The 14,823-nt window shown below is 38.1% G+C and carries 13 protein-coding genes; 10 read left to right on the top strand and 3 right to left on the bottom strand.

Features of this window, described 5'->3' with window-relative positions; all coding sequences use genetic code 11:
- The first annotated feature begins 325 nt into the window (after nucleotides 1-325).
- Nucleotides 326-1,528 (top strand): SGNH/GDSL hydrolase family protein, encoded by a 1,203-nt coding sequence (locus AACW75_RS05380; protein ID WP_237297659.1) that lies wholly within the window; start codon nucleotides 326-328, stop codon nucleotides 1,526-1,528.
- 162 nt (nucleotides 1,529-1,690) lie between these two features.
- On the opposite strand, the gene AACW75_RS05375 is transcribed toward AACW75_RS05380, so the two are convergent.
- Both AACW75_RS05375 and AACW75_RS05370 read right to left on the bottom strand, forming a co-directional pair.
- Nucleotides 1,691-3,217, bottom strand: a complete 1,527-nt coding sequence (locus AACW75_RS05375) for a YopT-type cysteine protease domain-containing protein (protein ID WP_145569579.1) — start codon at nucleotides 3,215-3,217, stop codon at nucleotides 1,691-1,693.
- Between the two features lie 418 nt (nucleotides 3,218-3,635).
- Entirely contained in the window at nucleotides 3,636-5,081 is a 1,446-nt protein-coding gene (locus AACW75_RS05370) for a hypothetical protein (protein WP_237297658.1), read from the bottom strand.
- A 402-nt stretch (nucleotides 5,082-5,483) separates the two neighbouring features.
- On the opposite strand from AACW75_RS05370, the gene AACW75_RS05365 reads away from it, so the two are divergent.
- The 3 genes from AACW75_RS05365 to AACW75_RS05355 all read left to right on the top strand — a co-directional run bounded on the left by AACW75_RS05365 (nucleotide 5,484) and on the right by AACW75_RS05355 (nucleotide 7,826).
- A complete protein-coding gene (locus AACW75_RS05365; RefSeq protein WP_237297657.1) occupies nucleotides 5,484-6,710 on the top strand; it encodes a hypothetical protein in 1,227 nt (408 codons plus the stop codon).
- A gap of 46 nt (nucleotides 6,711-6,756) precedes the next feature.
- Entirely contained in the window at nucleotides 6,757-6,933 is a 177-nt protein-coding gene (locus AACW75_RS05360) for a hypothetical protein (protein ID WP_237297656.1), read from the top strand.
- A gap of 173 nt (nucleotides 6,934-7,106) precedes the next feature.
- Complete coding sequence (locus tag AACW75_RS05355) at nucleotides 7,107-7,826, top strand: hypothetical protein (RefSeq protein ID WP_237297655.1); 720 nt, start codon at nucleotides 7,107-7,109, stop codon at nucleotides 7,824-7,826.
- Nucleotides 7,827-8,466: 640 nt separating this feature from the next.
- Here AACW75_RS05355 and AACW75_RS05350 read toward each other — a convergent pair.
- Nucleotides 8,467-10,065, bottom strand: a complete 1,599-nt coding sequence (locus AACW75_RS05350) for a hypothetical protein (RefSeq protein ID WP_237297654.1) — start codon at nucleotides 10,063-10,065, stop codon at nucleotides 8,467-8,469.
- Between the two features lie 393 nt (nucleotides 10,066-10,458).
- Here AACW75_RS05350 and AACW75_RS05345 point away from each other — a divergent pair, with 393 nt between their 5' ends.
- The 6 genes from AACW75_RS05345 (at nucleotide 10,459) to AACW75_RS05320 (ending at nucleotide 14,818) form a co-directional block, all read left to right on the top strand.
- Entirely contained in the window at nucleotides 10,459-11,430 is a 972-nt protein-coding gene (locus tag AACW75_RS05345) for an EAL domain-containing protein (RefSeq protein ID WP_145569586.1), read from the top strand.
- Nucleotides 11,431-11,848: 418 nt separating this feature from the next.
- Entirely contained in the window at nucleotides 11,849-12,097 is a 249-nt protein-coding gene (locus AACW75_RS05340) for a hypothetical protein (RefSeq protein WP_019820965.1), read from the top strand.
- Entirely contained in the window at nucleotides 12,097-12,642 is a 546-nt protein-coding gene (locus AACW75_RS05335; RefSeq protein WP_237297652.1) for a type III secretion protein, read from the top strand. The genes AACW75_RS05340 and AACW75_RS05335 overlap by 1 nt, the downstream gene beginning before the upstream one ends.
- On the top strand, nucleotides 12,629-13,111 hold the full coding sequence (locus tag AACW75_RS05330) for a hypothetical protein (RefSeq protein WP_017107241.1): 483 nt from the start codon (nucleotides 12,629-12,631) through the stop codon (nucleotides 13,109-13,111). The genes AACW75_RS05335 and AACW75_RS05330 overlap by 14 nt, the downstream gene beginning before the upstream one ends.
- 25 nt (nucleotides 13,112-13,136) lie before the next feature.
- Nucleotides 13,137-13,625: a regulator gene (locus AACW75_RS05325; protein ID WP_076667564.1), complete on the top strand. Its 489-nt coding sequence runs from the start codon at nucleotides 13,137-13,139 to the stop codon at nucleotides 13,623-13,625.
- 26 nt (nucleotides 13,626-13,651) lie between these two features.
- A complete protein-coding gene (locus tag AACW75_RS05320) occupies nucleotides 13,652-14,818 on the top strand; it encodes a hypothetical protein (RefSeq protein WP_145569590.1) in 1,167 nt (388 codons plus the stop codon).
- Nucleotides 14,819-14,823: the final 5 nt, after the last annotated feature.

Here is a 14,823-nt window from a genome sequence, read left to right as displayed (position 1 = left end):
TTGGTTGTATTGCTTCCAGTTGGTTGTTTTGTAACGAGGCTTAGGCATAGGGCTACGAGAGAGAGTGGACGTAGCTGATCAGATCGTAGGTTCTTGATTTAGTTCCATTGAATTACGCAACAAAGCCCTCCAGAGCCTCAGTTTTTCGACTGGGGCTTCATGTTATTGATATTTCCTTTTTCTTGAACGCTTTCGTACAAAGTGATTCTATCTGAAGTTAAATTAGAAAAACTGAGACCAGAATATTTCAGGAAATACCTCATGATATTTTTAGTCTTAGGTTGAAAAATGGCAGCTCAATCCATTCTTTACTAATACATGAAATATGAAGAGTTTAATTTTAGGCCGACAGTTAGTGTCTATAGAATATAATAAAAAATTGTCTGAGAGGAAGGTAAAGGAGGAAAAGATAAGAGTTGCTAAAGTCTCGCAGCTATCAAGTTATGATAAGCTAAAAACTCCGGTCTTGGTGCTTAATGAAAAAGTTGAACATGTTATTGATGGTACTGAATTAGGGTTTGATTCAACCGATGGAGCTGAATATAAAGATCTGCTCTTCGAACTGGCCATTCGAAATAAAGAAGTGACTAACGCACAGCTGACTAGTCATTCGAGCCAGGCGCTCGATCATATTAAACGATTGGTCGTGATTGGTGACAGCTTGTCGGATTCAGAGGGGCGAATGAAGTCTAAGACTCTCGGAGTTATGTTGTCATCTAGACAGTATTACAAAGGTCGATTTACCAACGGTTTTGTTTGGGCTGATTTTATTTCTTCAGGAGCCTATTTGAAGAAGTACATGAAAAGTGAGGAAGCACGTGACAACTTTAAATTGCTTAACTATGCGGAAGGTGGGGCTGTTACTGCTAAGTACTCAAAATTGAACCCAACGTTTTGGTTTATTTCCAACATGAAACGACAAATCCATAAACATGAAAAAAAAGAAGGTTTTCAGAAAGGAGATATGGTGGTACTAGCACTAAGTGCCAATGATTATATGACATTTGATAAAACGGATGTAGAGAAGGTTGTTAACTGCTATGAAAAAGAAATTATTAAAATGGTGGTATCCAAAGGAGTCAAATATATTCTAGTCACTGGCATTCCAGATTTATCAATAACAGCACATGCACATAAAGAGTGCGATAGGGATAGGGCTAAGATGTCAGGTCTTTCTAATCAACATAACCAGTTTTTAAAAAGTAAGTTGAAAGAGCTGCAAGAACGGTTTTCCGGTGATGGTGTTAAAATAGGATTTTTTGATTTTAGTGGGCAGCTTTATGAATTAGTCGATATGGCTAATCAAGTTGGATACGATACAACTACTGAGGAGCAAGCTGGTTACATTGATTTACCTCGTGTGTTTGGTCTTAAAGGTAATAGTCAGCCATTTGACTCGGCACATCGTCATGTCTTTCATGATGAGGTGCATCCTAGTCAGGAAGTACACCAGATGTTGGCATCACGGATGTGTGACTTTATTGTTTCGCAGTTTGGCCGAACGAGCAAAATGAACCCTAGTGAATAGATCATTTTTCAAGTCGAAGTATGAGATTTAGTGGATAATAATCATCGAAGCTCACCGGACAAGGTACGCCTAAACAAATTGCGACTGCTTTTAGGCATACCTTTATTAGAGTCTTTTATATTTGAATCTGAATTAGAAAATAAAGCTTAACTGAACATCAAGTTATGTTGGAACGTTGCAGTTTATAGTGAATTGCGCTGGAAGGTCATCATAAAGAATATTAATAGCGTCTCTAGTGAAACCTTCCAGTTGTTCTTGGCTACTAAAGGTTACCTCTCCAATATTTGGGTCATAGAAGGCATACTTTTCCTTACCTAGTTCGATACTCGAATAGGTTGCTACCGCATGACCACTTCTTTGGCCACTTTCGGCAAAATTTTGTCTTAGAATGTGTAACTGTAGATTTCCTTGACCAAAACCCAATCGTTGCTTTTCAATACCATCAGTTTCAATACCAACGAGGTTGAATCGCTCAATGATCTCCTTTTCACCGCCAAACTGGCCGTCAAACAAAGCTGCTGCTTCATCAAAGCCTTCTATCGATCTCATGCTTTCAAAGAAGTGCGTATTGTTTGCCGTATCCTTTCCCCATTTAGCGGCTAATCCATAGCAGAGCCCGTCTTTGTTGAGTGTCTTGTTCTTGAGAAGTCCATCTTGAGTCCATGCCGTTACACTTGTGGCACCATGACTTTTTTTCAACATTGATGCTCCTGAAGCAGAATGTACTCCGGTGATGAACAGTGCTTGCAGTTCTTCTAATTTGGCTGGTTGAGTTTCTCTTTTCTCTTGCTCAGCCAAACCTACTAGTTTGTTTAGAGCCTTAGTAAAGTTAGTTTTCTTAGGGGTTGCAGCATCATTACTGTGAACCTTTGGTGCATGTTTCTTAGTACTCTTCGACTGAGCGCTATTTGGGGGGTATTTTTCCTTTCTTCTTTGTTTAGCTTCTTGTAATGACTTCAGTGTAGGTACTTGACTTGAGTCTGTGAGTCCAATTTTAGTGAAGAAGTTAACAAGAGCACTTTTTTGTCTCTCGTTTGCTTTGTTTAATGAAGAATCACGAGCATAGGATAACCCCTTTAGCTCTGTCTTAAGCTGATTATTACGATCGCTATCAAGTTTTGACATGTTTACGAAACGGCTGATCGAATGCTCTATTCTGGTTTTGTCTTCTTTTGTCCATAGCTTCTTGTCGCCAATAGATTCACTAACCTGAACACTAAAGTTGGATTGTGTTAATGGATACTTAGCTAACATTAATGCCATGAAGCTCTTTTTTTCTAATTCACTTGTTACTAAATCAACAGTGCCCCAAGAATTTAATTCGATTCGCTCGTTCTTCAGTTGGTTTTTCTGGCTTTCAAATAAGCCTGTCATACTTGATGTCTTAATATATTCGTTTAGATTGTTTATATCTTTTACCGTGATTGTATCTCGGCCAGCTAGAATGGTTTCTAGCAAGATTTTGGCACTTTCCTCTTTTATGTTATGACGTTGCTTTAGAGTACATATCAGTAGTTTCTTACAATTCTTAGTGTGCCTTACACGAGATACTGGAAATGAAAAGAAAGCTTTTTTTTCCTTAACACATGCGGTTCCGTTTTTAACTCTTACTTCTTTATTTTCATCTTTGACTTGACCTAGGGATCTTTTAATATGTTCGATTGAACTGTAATTTCTTTGCGGCCTCATTGTTACCTCGTTATAGAGTGAGTAAGTGATAGTCTTCGAATTCATTAATGCTTAGAGTCGAAAGGCTTTCGACTCTAGTAATAGGATGTCTCATTAAGTTCCTGCATGAATCGCTATGTGGCTGAATATGCTTGAAATATAAATACCACTTATGTATGTGACTTTCTTTGATAAAATTTGAGTAATTGTTCTTTTGAGGAGTTAAATGATTATTTGATTATTTGATTATTTGGGAGAATAAGCGTGGTCATTGGGAGGTATGGTTGAACAAGGTTGTGTCAAATTGTAGTAACGGGGAATGAACTTATATGGGAAGGTTTTCAAGTGTTTAATTACAGCTATGCTCTAATGTAGTTAGTAAGTTTGAAAACAATAACATGACCATGATTAAGACATGTTATTGTTATTGAGTGTTGTTCTATTTGGTGTAATAAATAGTATCGCTTAAGTCATTGATATCTAAAGATAGTGATTTATGTTCTTGCTTAAGTTGGTCGACGATGTCGTTATGAACGTTTTTGTAAGATGAGATCACGTTGAAGGTCATCGGCTTAAGGTGTTTCTTTGTATGGGCTTGGACGCGGTCGTATAAATCTGACTTTTGGAGAGCGCTTTTGTTCGAAGGTACAAAGGGTTTTCCGTGACTCATTGCCTCACCAATTGGTACTACTTCATTGAATGTATGGTATCCACCATAATTCATGAATGCCGCAGCTCCAAGAGTAAGTGGCATTACTTTGTCTGTTTTTCCGTACATGGATTCGCCGGACAATATGGTAGCTGCTAATAGTATGTCACAGGTCCCACCTGATTGTGCACCTGCATATGGTTTACCTTTATAAGAGCTTTCAAGTGCATACATACCATATGGCTGCCAGCGGTTGATTCCCGTACCATGATGGAGTTTATGACGCGTCATACCATCATTAAGTCCCAGATTTTTATAGCTTTGTGGCATTGATGCCATCTCGCTTTCAGACATCATGTATGGTCTGGTTAAGTCTTGTATAGGAGCGTTCTCACGCGGGATACCATTTATATTCTTGTTGCCGTTGAGTGCGTCTAACAGCTTATGTTGCTCTAAAGAGTTTTCATCGTTTACTTTTTGAACGACTTGGCCGAACCCCAAGCCATACTTTGCAGCATCTTCGTACTTTCCATCCACAGCTTTTAATACGCCGTTTTCATCTCTTATCATTGGCATACGTTCCGATCTGGCTCGAGTTAACGAGTCATCAAATACTTTTGTTCTCGTTTTTTGAGAAAACTCTTTGAATAAAGGGAATACATCTTTACCTAGGATTGAACTGAGAGCGTCGGAATTTTTTCTCTGATTTTTGCTAAAGTCTTTATGATCATTGCCTTCCGGTGGATTTAGTAACTGCCAAACAGTGGTGCCAAATGTACTTATGGCTTTTATCTTGGTAAGCATGCTGGCGTGATTTTTTTCACCTGTAGGGATATTCAATTCGCGGATTAGCCAATTTTTCAGCGGCTCTTTAGACTCTTTTGGTTGGCGACCAATTTGGTCGGAGTTACTGCTCATAGGAGAAAATTGCTTTTCAAACAACTCGGTAAGGGGCATTTCTTTGTTGTTGAACACAACGGTATGGTTCGTTCCGTCGCTAGATATTTTTTTTAAAACATCGGACAAACTCTTCGCATGGTTATCAATTTGCGTTCCGGCAGAAGAAGGTTGATTCAGTATATTCATACTAACTCCCGCCTCAAACATTTTTGCACTTGTTAGAACTTGCTTCTTTGCATCTGAAAGGGAAATCCCTTTAGCAGAGCTTAGTACTCGATTGGTATCTGTATTTTTAAATTCAGATACGTTTGTATTGGTTCGTTGAACGTTTAGCATGGTTAGACCTTCAAGTAGAAATTTAAGTATAACTACGTTAAGGCAAGTATTCCCAGTTCTCCAGTGATAATAGATTACTAATTACGTGAAAATTAATATTAAAGTATGAATTGAATTTTTATGATGTTTTTTATATCGTTAATAAATCATTAGTTTTTTGTTTTCATGTTTTTGCCAGTGCGTTCAGGGTTTTTTGATACTTAGCTGTAGAGAGGAGGAGGGGGAACAATAGAGAGGTTATCAGCGAAAAATTATGATATTTAAATGCAATTTTAGAGTGACCCTTAGTGTCATCTTTTTCTGAATGAAATTGTTTAATTTTATTTGAATTAATCTACTTGGTTGTTGTAATTATTTGTTTTTTGATTGGTAATGATAGATCGAATATAAGAGGAGTAATTTATGTTTAAAAGAAATATTTCACTTTTAAGTTCTACATCAGTGATGAGTAATAAAAAAGATGAATCAGAGCCAAAAGTTAAAGTAAGACAAGTCAGTAATACGATGAAGGAAGACTTTCCATTAGCCAAATCTTTCTCTAATCCCATTAGCACAGAAAGAAAACTCAGTATATCGGAGTTCCAGTCCAATCCGGTTCTGAGAGAGGCTCAAGATTCGGACTTATCGTCTCTTAACTATCCAGATCTAAGCCTGCTAAATCAGAATAAAAAAATTGAGCAGAAGCTCGGTAAAATACTTATTGATAGTGACTTAGGTAAACAACTAACACAGAAAGCTATCGATATAGGAAAAGATGGTTTTGGTGTGAATTTCGAACATATTGTGCGAGAAAATAAAGAAAGCATAGTAAAAAAAGCTTATAAAATAGGTGGGGCTAACGAGCTTTTGAAAGGTATTCTGTCACTGGACTCAGTGTTTTTGGCTTTAGAGGATTACTATTTAGATAGTGGTGTTTACGATATTAAAACATTGGCTCAGCAAGCGGCAGATCACGGACTTTCAAAGCGTGAATATTTAAGTGAGGTGAGCTGCGAACTTCACAAAACTGTTGGTGCTGAGCCATTTGGTCCTTACGATTATCTTGGGCGAAAAACAGTAGCCCAAGAGGAATTTAGTGAAGCGATGAAACAGCGACGTTCAAACTATTTTAATACTGTAACTGCTGATAATCGTGCATTTGGTGGAACATCATATCATCAGTGGTATGACGTTAACCCCAACAGAATTGATAAATGGGAAAAGCTACCTAAGAAGTGGCAAGCTAGAGTGATTAAATTATCGGGTGAGTCTGAAGAGAAGGTGAAAGCAAAGTTTGAGACTTCTCCGGAACTGAAAAGTGACTTTCTTCAAGGGATAGGGTTTTATAAAAGCACAAGTGAGTTTACCCATGACCTTATGTTAGATGAAACTGTCGATGGGATTAGGCGTCATGATGCGGGGGAAAATTCAAATATTTTGAGACGTTCTCAGAAAGGAGTCCCTGAGGTAGAACATATGGTGACATTGGCAATAGATAATAACCGACCTTTGATATCAGGCATGAGTGGTCATACAGTTAAGTTCTTGAATGCCTTTGCTAATTTACGTCATTATTACATATCGATAAGAAACAACCAATCAGCGACTGAGAAGCAGCTGATAGCAGCAACTAGAAAACTAGAAAACTAGAAAACTAGAAAAACTACCTACACTTAATGAAGCAAGAATTATCTGTATGGCGAATCTATTACCTCCTAAAAGTCACCACTCATATTTCGAGATCATGGCTGCGTCAGAGGGGATCTCTGACGGTGAGACAAAGCTACAGTTTAACGATATAGGAGGTTACAGTGATTTGAAAGCAGACGAATTTGGTGACAAAGTTTACAAGCGATTATTTACGAACGAGTAATAGGGGGTGAAATTCCCTGACAGAGTTGTGATTTTTTCATATTTATATCGCTTGTTATTAAAATGGCTGGAGTCGGCGCTATGATTATACCTGCCGTATTTTTCTTAAATAACCCCATGATTTATATTTAAATATGTTAATAATTAATGATTCGTTATTTAATGGGTTTTTTTATGTATTCTACAAAAGTTATAAAATCAACACCTTTTATCTGCCACCAATCAGATAATAAAGTTGATTCCGATTCTAATTTTAAAGTTAAAAGGGTTTATCAAAAAGTGATAGATACCGCTATAAAAAAAGGACTAGATAAATCAAAGGCTCCCCTTTCAATGAAAGGCACTACACATTATGAGACTCTTTATAATCATGTCTCTTTTTGCGGAGCTTCAGAGATTAATATTCATTTACAAAATAAAGCTATCGAAACTCAAGATGCTGACTTAATAAAAGCAAAAAAAGAGGAAATCACAGATATTTTTAAGAGGGCAACAAATATAACTTGTTTAATGAACTCCGGGGCGCTTCGTACTTATTTGGCTCGTATAATTGATAGAGATGAAAAGGTTAGAGTACTGAGTAAATCTGACCGAAATGAACTGATAGAGTCCGCCTATGAGCAGTTTGACAAGCAGATCGATCAAGTTATCTCAACTAACAACCTCAAAACACCGACTATTTCTTACATAAAAGAACTTGTAGGTATAATAGTAAAGGATGTATTTGAAAATCAAACAAAAGTGACTTTGGATGAGACGCCTAAGATAAAACTACGAGATAAGACATTAACTCAATTTATGGAACGAGAAATAGAGAAGTTGTATGAACGCCACGGGTTTATCGGAAAGCGAAGTGGACTGAGGTTTTCGGCAGACTTAGAGATGACTAAGTAAAGTGCGTGTGTACTTATCTTATCAAATATGGCATTGAATACGTATAAAGCAGATTTTTCAAGCAATGGGAATGCTTGTAAATGAAGGGCATGTCGAGTTGATATCCTAAATATAAGTGTCCTTCAATCGATGGGCCAACTTCCTGGTTTTCTCATGGTAGTTGGCTCATTGCACTCAAATTACTCAATATAGATATTTCAATACCTCTTTAAAAATAGCGCTGGTTCCGGTTCTCAAACTCTACTTAATATTCTTACTAAAAGCCTTTCCCAAGATTCATTTATCTTGGCTTAATCCTTTATTCCAAGATCGTAATCCCCAAATATAATAATGATACTAGAATCGTTTTCGAGGTTAACTGATAATGACAAACCTAATGGTGCCTTGTAGCTTGCGTCTACATATACGGATATTCAAATGATAAAAAATTAAGCGAATTAGATGTGCGGAATGGAGATGTCAATAAGTAGGGTACTTCGAGATGAGGTATAGCACTTTCATCTGAAACTCGCTATATCCCTAAGAAATAGGGGTCCTACTTTATTGTAAGGTTCTATTTTTAGACAAACTGCTCACTTAAATAGGTTTCGAGTAAGCAGTTTTAGCACCGTTTAAGTCTAAATCGTGCTATTTACGGTGATTATAGATTCCCCTTTTTTAGCAGTGCAAGCTCGGCTTTTAAACGCTGGTTTTCTTCGTTGATGGATTGATAGGTAAATTCTTTAAAGCCCGTAGGTAATCTTTGTTTAAGAAAGTCAGTAATGTTCTCTTCTAGCTTTTCTGGGTTTTGAATTGCTTGGCGAAACTCTGATTCGAGTTTATGGGCCGCTGATTTATCTAGATTAGCTAGAAATCCACTAAAAGTATCGATGTTCTTGAAAGAGCCAGTGACTTGGCTCTGATAATCTTTGCTCAATAAGTCGGTACGAGTTGAATCGTTGATCAGAGCTAAACTAGCTTGTTGAGCTTTAGCGAATACCTCACTTGTTTTTTCGGTCGTTGATGCAACAGATCCATTGTCATAACGCTTTCTTGATGTAATCGATAGCTGTTTCTGCATTTTACTTAGGCCCTCTCTTACCGTTAACCATTGCGAAGGGGATGAATTTGCGTTGCTCATCTCATCACCTTTCGTCATCTCTTCATCTATGTTTACTGGTTGGTAGTTTCCGGCGATGACATCCGATTTCTTAAACATCGAATGGCTGAATAGCGGGGCTGATTCGGTATCTTTGGTATAAGGTTTAATTACATTGAAAAATGACTGGCAGTAGTCTGGCATTTTATCGATGTGAGCCTGCGTCACTTGATCTGCTTGCAGATCACCAATGTTATTATTCAGCTGCCCTAGAACATCTAGATCTACTGAATGGATGATAGCTTGGCTAATGAATCTTGCTACTAGGTCTTTATCGTCATTGGTTAAGGTTTGATACTGGCTTAATACGTTCTCTGGCTCTTCGAAGATGAGTTTCTGGCCTTGAGATAATTCAGGGTTACTCTTTACTGGCTGGTTTGTATTGGCCCCCTGATTAAGTGCTTTTAAGCCTTTGGTTCCGCCAAACTGTCGAATCTGCTCGAACATTTTGCTTGAATCTGTGGGAGATGTAGAAGTGGGTATCGCTTTACCGGAAAACGAAGCTGGCGGCGGCGGAGGGGGGGGCGGTGGTGGTGCAGCTTGGGTGGTTTGCTGTTTGTCTTGTAAGCTGTCAATACTAGGTAAACTCTTTCCCGTTTTTAGTGGAACTGTATTTGCTAAATGCTGTGATGTTGATGCTGTTTTAGCCGGTACCGCCATTTCCGTCTTACCGCTGCTTTGTTTTTTTTGTAATCCATTTCGACCACGAAAAGCCTGAATTTCTTTAAGTAGATTCGTTCTCGGCATCTCCATAGTCCCTTGAGCCTTGTGACTGTCCATCTTTAATTGTGAAGTTGATTCTGGGCTTTTAGATGTGAGTTGTTGTGCTGATGAATTGGAATCAGTTGTTTGTCTTACGAAGGAAGCTTCTTGTTGATTTAGTAGCCTATCCAGTTGGAGCGTTAATCTTGATATGTCCTCCTTTTTGACCTGAGCTTGGCTGTACAGGCTCGTAATTGTATTGATGAGTTTCATTACGTCTCGCTCAGGCACGGAGCTTATTTGTTTAACGCTAAGAGAGTCATTGCTTTGTCTATTCGGTTGTTTAGAGCTTTCGAGGGTATTGGGTTGTGGTGTTAGATTCAGAATATTAGAACGCATGTTTTAGTACCATAGTTGATAGTCACATCGCTCAATATCTTCTCTACTAGCGGTCAAATCGAGAGATTATTTGTGAAATATTCATCACAAGAATCCATCCCATAAAGTACGAAATATAAGATGGATCTATTTTTAGTTTCCTGTCTGATTAATAGAGTTGAAGTGGTCATTTTTTTTCAAAAATAATCTAGTCTTATCTCTTTGAGAGTCTTGCACTTAGTGATAAAAGTGATAAACGCAGCGATGAAGATTAAGAGCGAGTAGAGCGTTTAAAAACGTAACGTTACTTCATGGTCCGAGTGGTTACATTCTGAAGACATAAAAACCTAATCATCATTAATAATTATAAGTTAATTTTTAACCATAATTGTAATAACACTAAATTGAGACTATATGACTTTACTTCTAGAGATGAGACAGTTCTTTGTATATGAAATTGTATTTGTTGGCTTAGTATATACGGTTGTTTTATTGGTGGTGATGTTGCCATATGTTCGATTTATATCGAAAATTAGTGATCGAAGAGAGAGTTTCGTTTTAGATATGAAAGAAGGGTTGAACAAGAAAGAATTTTTTATTGTCTATCAACCCATTGTCAATGGATATGGCCGAAATATTGAAAGCCTAGAAGCTTTGATTCGTTGGAAGCACCCAACACTAGGTATAATCTCACCAGATGAATTTATCCCTTTGGCTGAAGAAAGAGGAATCATTAATGACCTTACTGACTATGTTTTAGAATTAACCTTGGAAGAATTGCAGCGGTCTAATACACTGTCGATCTTATCTCTTGGTGTGAATATCCCGCCATCATATTTAGGTAGTGTTGAGAGAGTAAAAAAACTCAAGCATTACACAGAACAGTTTAGAAAGCTTGGTATTGGTCTTATTGCTGAAATTACAGAGCGTCAAGCTCTTGAGCCTGAAGGAGTCGCGTCTCTCGATCTACTTAGAGATTATGGTCTTAAGTTTGCTGTTGACGATTTTGGTACTGGACATACATCTTTATCAATGATTCAGAATATAGAATTTGACTATTTAAAAATCGATAAATGCTTCATTGATACAGTAGGTTTGAAAACTACCAATCCTGCCGTGTTAAATATGATCATTGAGTTGGGCGATCGTTTAGGTGTAATTACTGTAGCTGAAGGGGTCGAAACAAAAGAGCAAGCCGACTATTTAATCAGGAGCGGTGTAAATAAACTACAAGGTTATTACTTCTCTAAGCCTTTGCCTTTAGATGAAATTGAAATGATTTCGTCATCTAATTTTTATTCCCAGTCGCCTTCGAAAACAAGTAGACTCGGATTGAAACCACCAGCCCTTAACTCACTTCTAACCTCAGATCTTATCGATAGATAGAAAACTAACAAAGATCATAGGTTGCGATTGACCTTTGGTCCGAACGATAGCCTTAACCGTTTTATTTCGCTTACATGTGGAATTTCACATTTTACCACCTAAATTCAGGCTTGTTTTTCGAGTATATATTAAGCCATATAGGTTCAAATTCATCCTTAATACCTACATGTAAAGCATTTTTAGCCCAGGGGCAGAGAAGGCGTCACTAGGTGAGCGCTATTGGTCTTTAGATAAATTCACAAATATTCATCGGTGATTGGTGTTATTTATGTAGTTAGTCTTAATTTTATGATTGTAAATTGTAAATTATTTTTTTTCATAATGATTCAAAATAATCCATTAGCGTTTTTTTAAAGAGTTATTAATATCCAAATCAAATTTATCTTATCTTTTAAACTTATTGCTCGTAGGAGTTGATATGCCCGGCTTAACGATCGAAAACATTCAGCCTTCCGTTATGGAAGATACTTTTAATAATATCGGAGAGGGTTTTCAGGAGATTCTTGACAATCTCGACCGCATTAATGCAGGAGGTCAAACTATCACTGTTCAAGATACGCTCGCTCTGCAACAGTCTGTATTTCACTACAGTATGTATCAAGAAACTGTAACAAAAATTGCTTCTAAGTCAGCAAATGCAATTAATGAAGTGATGAAGGCACAGTAATGAAAAAACTGTGGTGTTTGTTATTGATCATACTGACTGGGTGTAATGAACAGGGCTCGGCCCAAATTGCTAGTTTTGAATCCGCTGATATTGCCAATAAGGTTGTTGTCTTATTAGGCCAACAACAATTACCAGCAACATTAGAGAGAAATAAGGAAAGTTATCTAGTTTACGTGGACAAGCCTAACGAACCTAAGGCGCGAGAATTACTGAGTCAGTTTAATTTCTATTTTCAGCGTGAAGATCTCAACGATTTGCTCGAATCAAAGTTTGCTAGCTTGAGTAAATTAGAGGTAGTAAAAAGCAATTTACTTGAAAGCCGTGAAATCTATAACAAACTGAGCGTGATTCCTAATGTGTTACGAGCGAGTGTAGTAGTGAGCGGAGAGAGAAACAAACGAGTATCGGTGCTAATCATGAGTTTACAAGAAATGGATTCTAATAAGAAAAGTAATATCGAACGATTTCTTAAAGGATTAGTGGCTGAGCAAGATACATTGACTATAAGTTACTTTGTACAAATGGCGGGTAATGAAAACGTATAAAAAGCGTCATCAGAAGCTGCTGCATTATTGCCTAACTCAACGTTTACTTTGTCCAGCCTCTTTTTCTGTTTTGACTAACTTAACGGACAAGGATAGTCAGCGATGTCTATCAAGTAATCTTGGCGAGGTTAGAAAAGTCGTGGCGACTCTTGGGTTACTAATTGAATACCAAAAGCATCGCCAGAATAGGGAGGGTTGGTCGTTGGTACAAGTTCGAAAATTACTAGGACAGAATTTGTACCTTTGGTCTGATGCCGTTGGCATTCAGCATATCCCACAAGAATTAAGCAACCAGCAACTCGGCTTAATGATGCTCGCCCAATACGATAACCGCCTGGCTGTGGTGTGGTCGATACGTTTAAGAGTCGATCTCCCATCACAACCCTTAACTATCACGAGCACCTATCGGCTATGTGATGTTGTTAATCAAGTCTTGGCCCCATTATTTGATAAACCGGAAGTAGATTGATGTATTCAAGCAGGATTGAAAAAAAGTGAAAAATAAAAAGATTGAATTTGGAAAAGCGGGAGATGAATTCTTTTCATTGCTCGACGGGAAAATGGTTGAGCATGAGTTGGCCAAATTGCGAAAATCAAAGAAAATCACAACAACTCAATTAAAGTCTGTCTTTGAATTGGGTGTTGAGTTTTATAATAAGTTCCAGTTTAAAGAAGCGGAAATAATATTTTCTGCCTACTGCGCATTAAATCCGTATGACCATCGTGGGCCCGGTTGTTTAGCTGCTATTTATTTAGAAAAAGGGCAGTTCAAAAAAGCTTTGGATGTATTAAGTGTCTTGAAAACATACCCAACTAATGATTTGGACGAAACCATCCTTAATATTTCTCTCTGTCATTACAAGTTGAAAGAATATATTCAGTCGGCTGCAACTCTGATTATCGTTAAATCAGATAACCTTAACGAATTTTATTCACAGCGTTTCGAGTATTTACAGAAACAGTTAAAACCCTATTTGTCTTAATTGCTAATTATGCCGAGGAATGGACAGTGATTACAAGCACCACCAATAGTCTCTCTAATTTAGACCACATTGACGATGAACTCTCTCCAGAGACATTGGCACAATCCGTCGCTCAGATAGAATTAATCAATAAAGCGGAGGCTGAGCTTAATAAAGCCGATGTCAGTATCGCGACCTTGGTAAAACAGCCTGCCAGCGCTGAAACATTAGCCATGATCGCTGCTCAACAAAAGCAAGTGGTCATGGCTATGGTTGGTGGTAACCCTGAACAGGCAATTGCAATGGCATTGGCACAGAGTATTGAGAAATACGGCAAGCAATTGTCGGTTATACAAGGCTGGACCAATGGAGGACTGGCTATGTTTGAGAGTGCGATGGCAGTGATGTTTGACGGTATAAAAACAAGCGGTGAAACATCTGGTTATGCCTTAGAAGATTTATTCCAGCTCGCGATCATGGACTTCATGTCCCACGGTTATGGCCCTGCAATGGACGAGCAGATGAGGCATTTCTTAGAAAGTACTGGATCAGGTTCTCATGGCTATCATGAAAGCTGGGATGGTGCCGCGTTTGCCAATAATTGTCAGAATGTTTTCAACTATATGATGAACAACGCGCCACAAGACAGCCTCTGTCACGATATTTTGATTTACGTGAATGACAACTGTGGTGGGGTCTCTGCTTTACAAAGCCAGTACAGAAACAACTTCAACAATACTGGTGGGTTTGTTTGTGATTCTGGATATCCAAGCAGTGCAGGGCTCTCTCCGATGTTACGAATGGCTCTTATGGCTGGCTATCTCACGACCAATCCAAAGGTGGAACAATCGACGATTGAAATGTTTCTTACAGCTCCTATCGGTACATTGGATGTGTTTATTCAAACCAATACTAGTTATGCGTCGGCGATTGATTATATTTTCGATAATGACGGTTACCAGAATGACCCTGCCCATGATGGCTGGAGAGAAGTGACACAAAATGGACACCAGGTTATCGACTGGGAAGGGCGAGGTCTAGGTTCAGAATATTTTGAGCATATGTACAACGACTTTCCTCCAAGAGAATTAACCGATGAAGACGTTGAAGAGATCAACAGAATCGGTGATCAGGTCAAAATGCTCCAGCAGACCCTCAAATACTGGCTTTCAATATGCCGTGATGAACAAATGGCGATTGCGCGCAATATATAGGTAAT

The sequence above is a fragment of the Vibrio sp. L3-7 genome (genome assembly GCF_963898195.1).
Classification (GTDB): Bacteria; Pseudomonadota; Gammaproteobacteria; order Enterobacterales; family Vibrionaceae; genus Vibrio; species Vibrio echinoideorum.
This window is presented reverse-complemented; position numbering and strand designations above follow the sequence as displayed.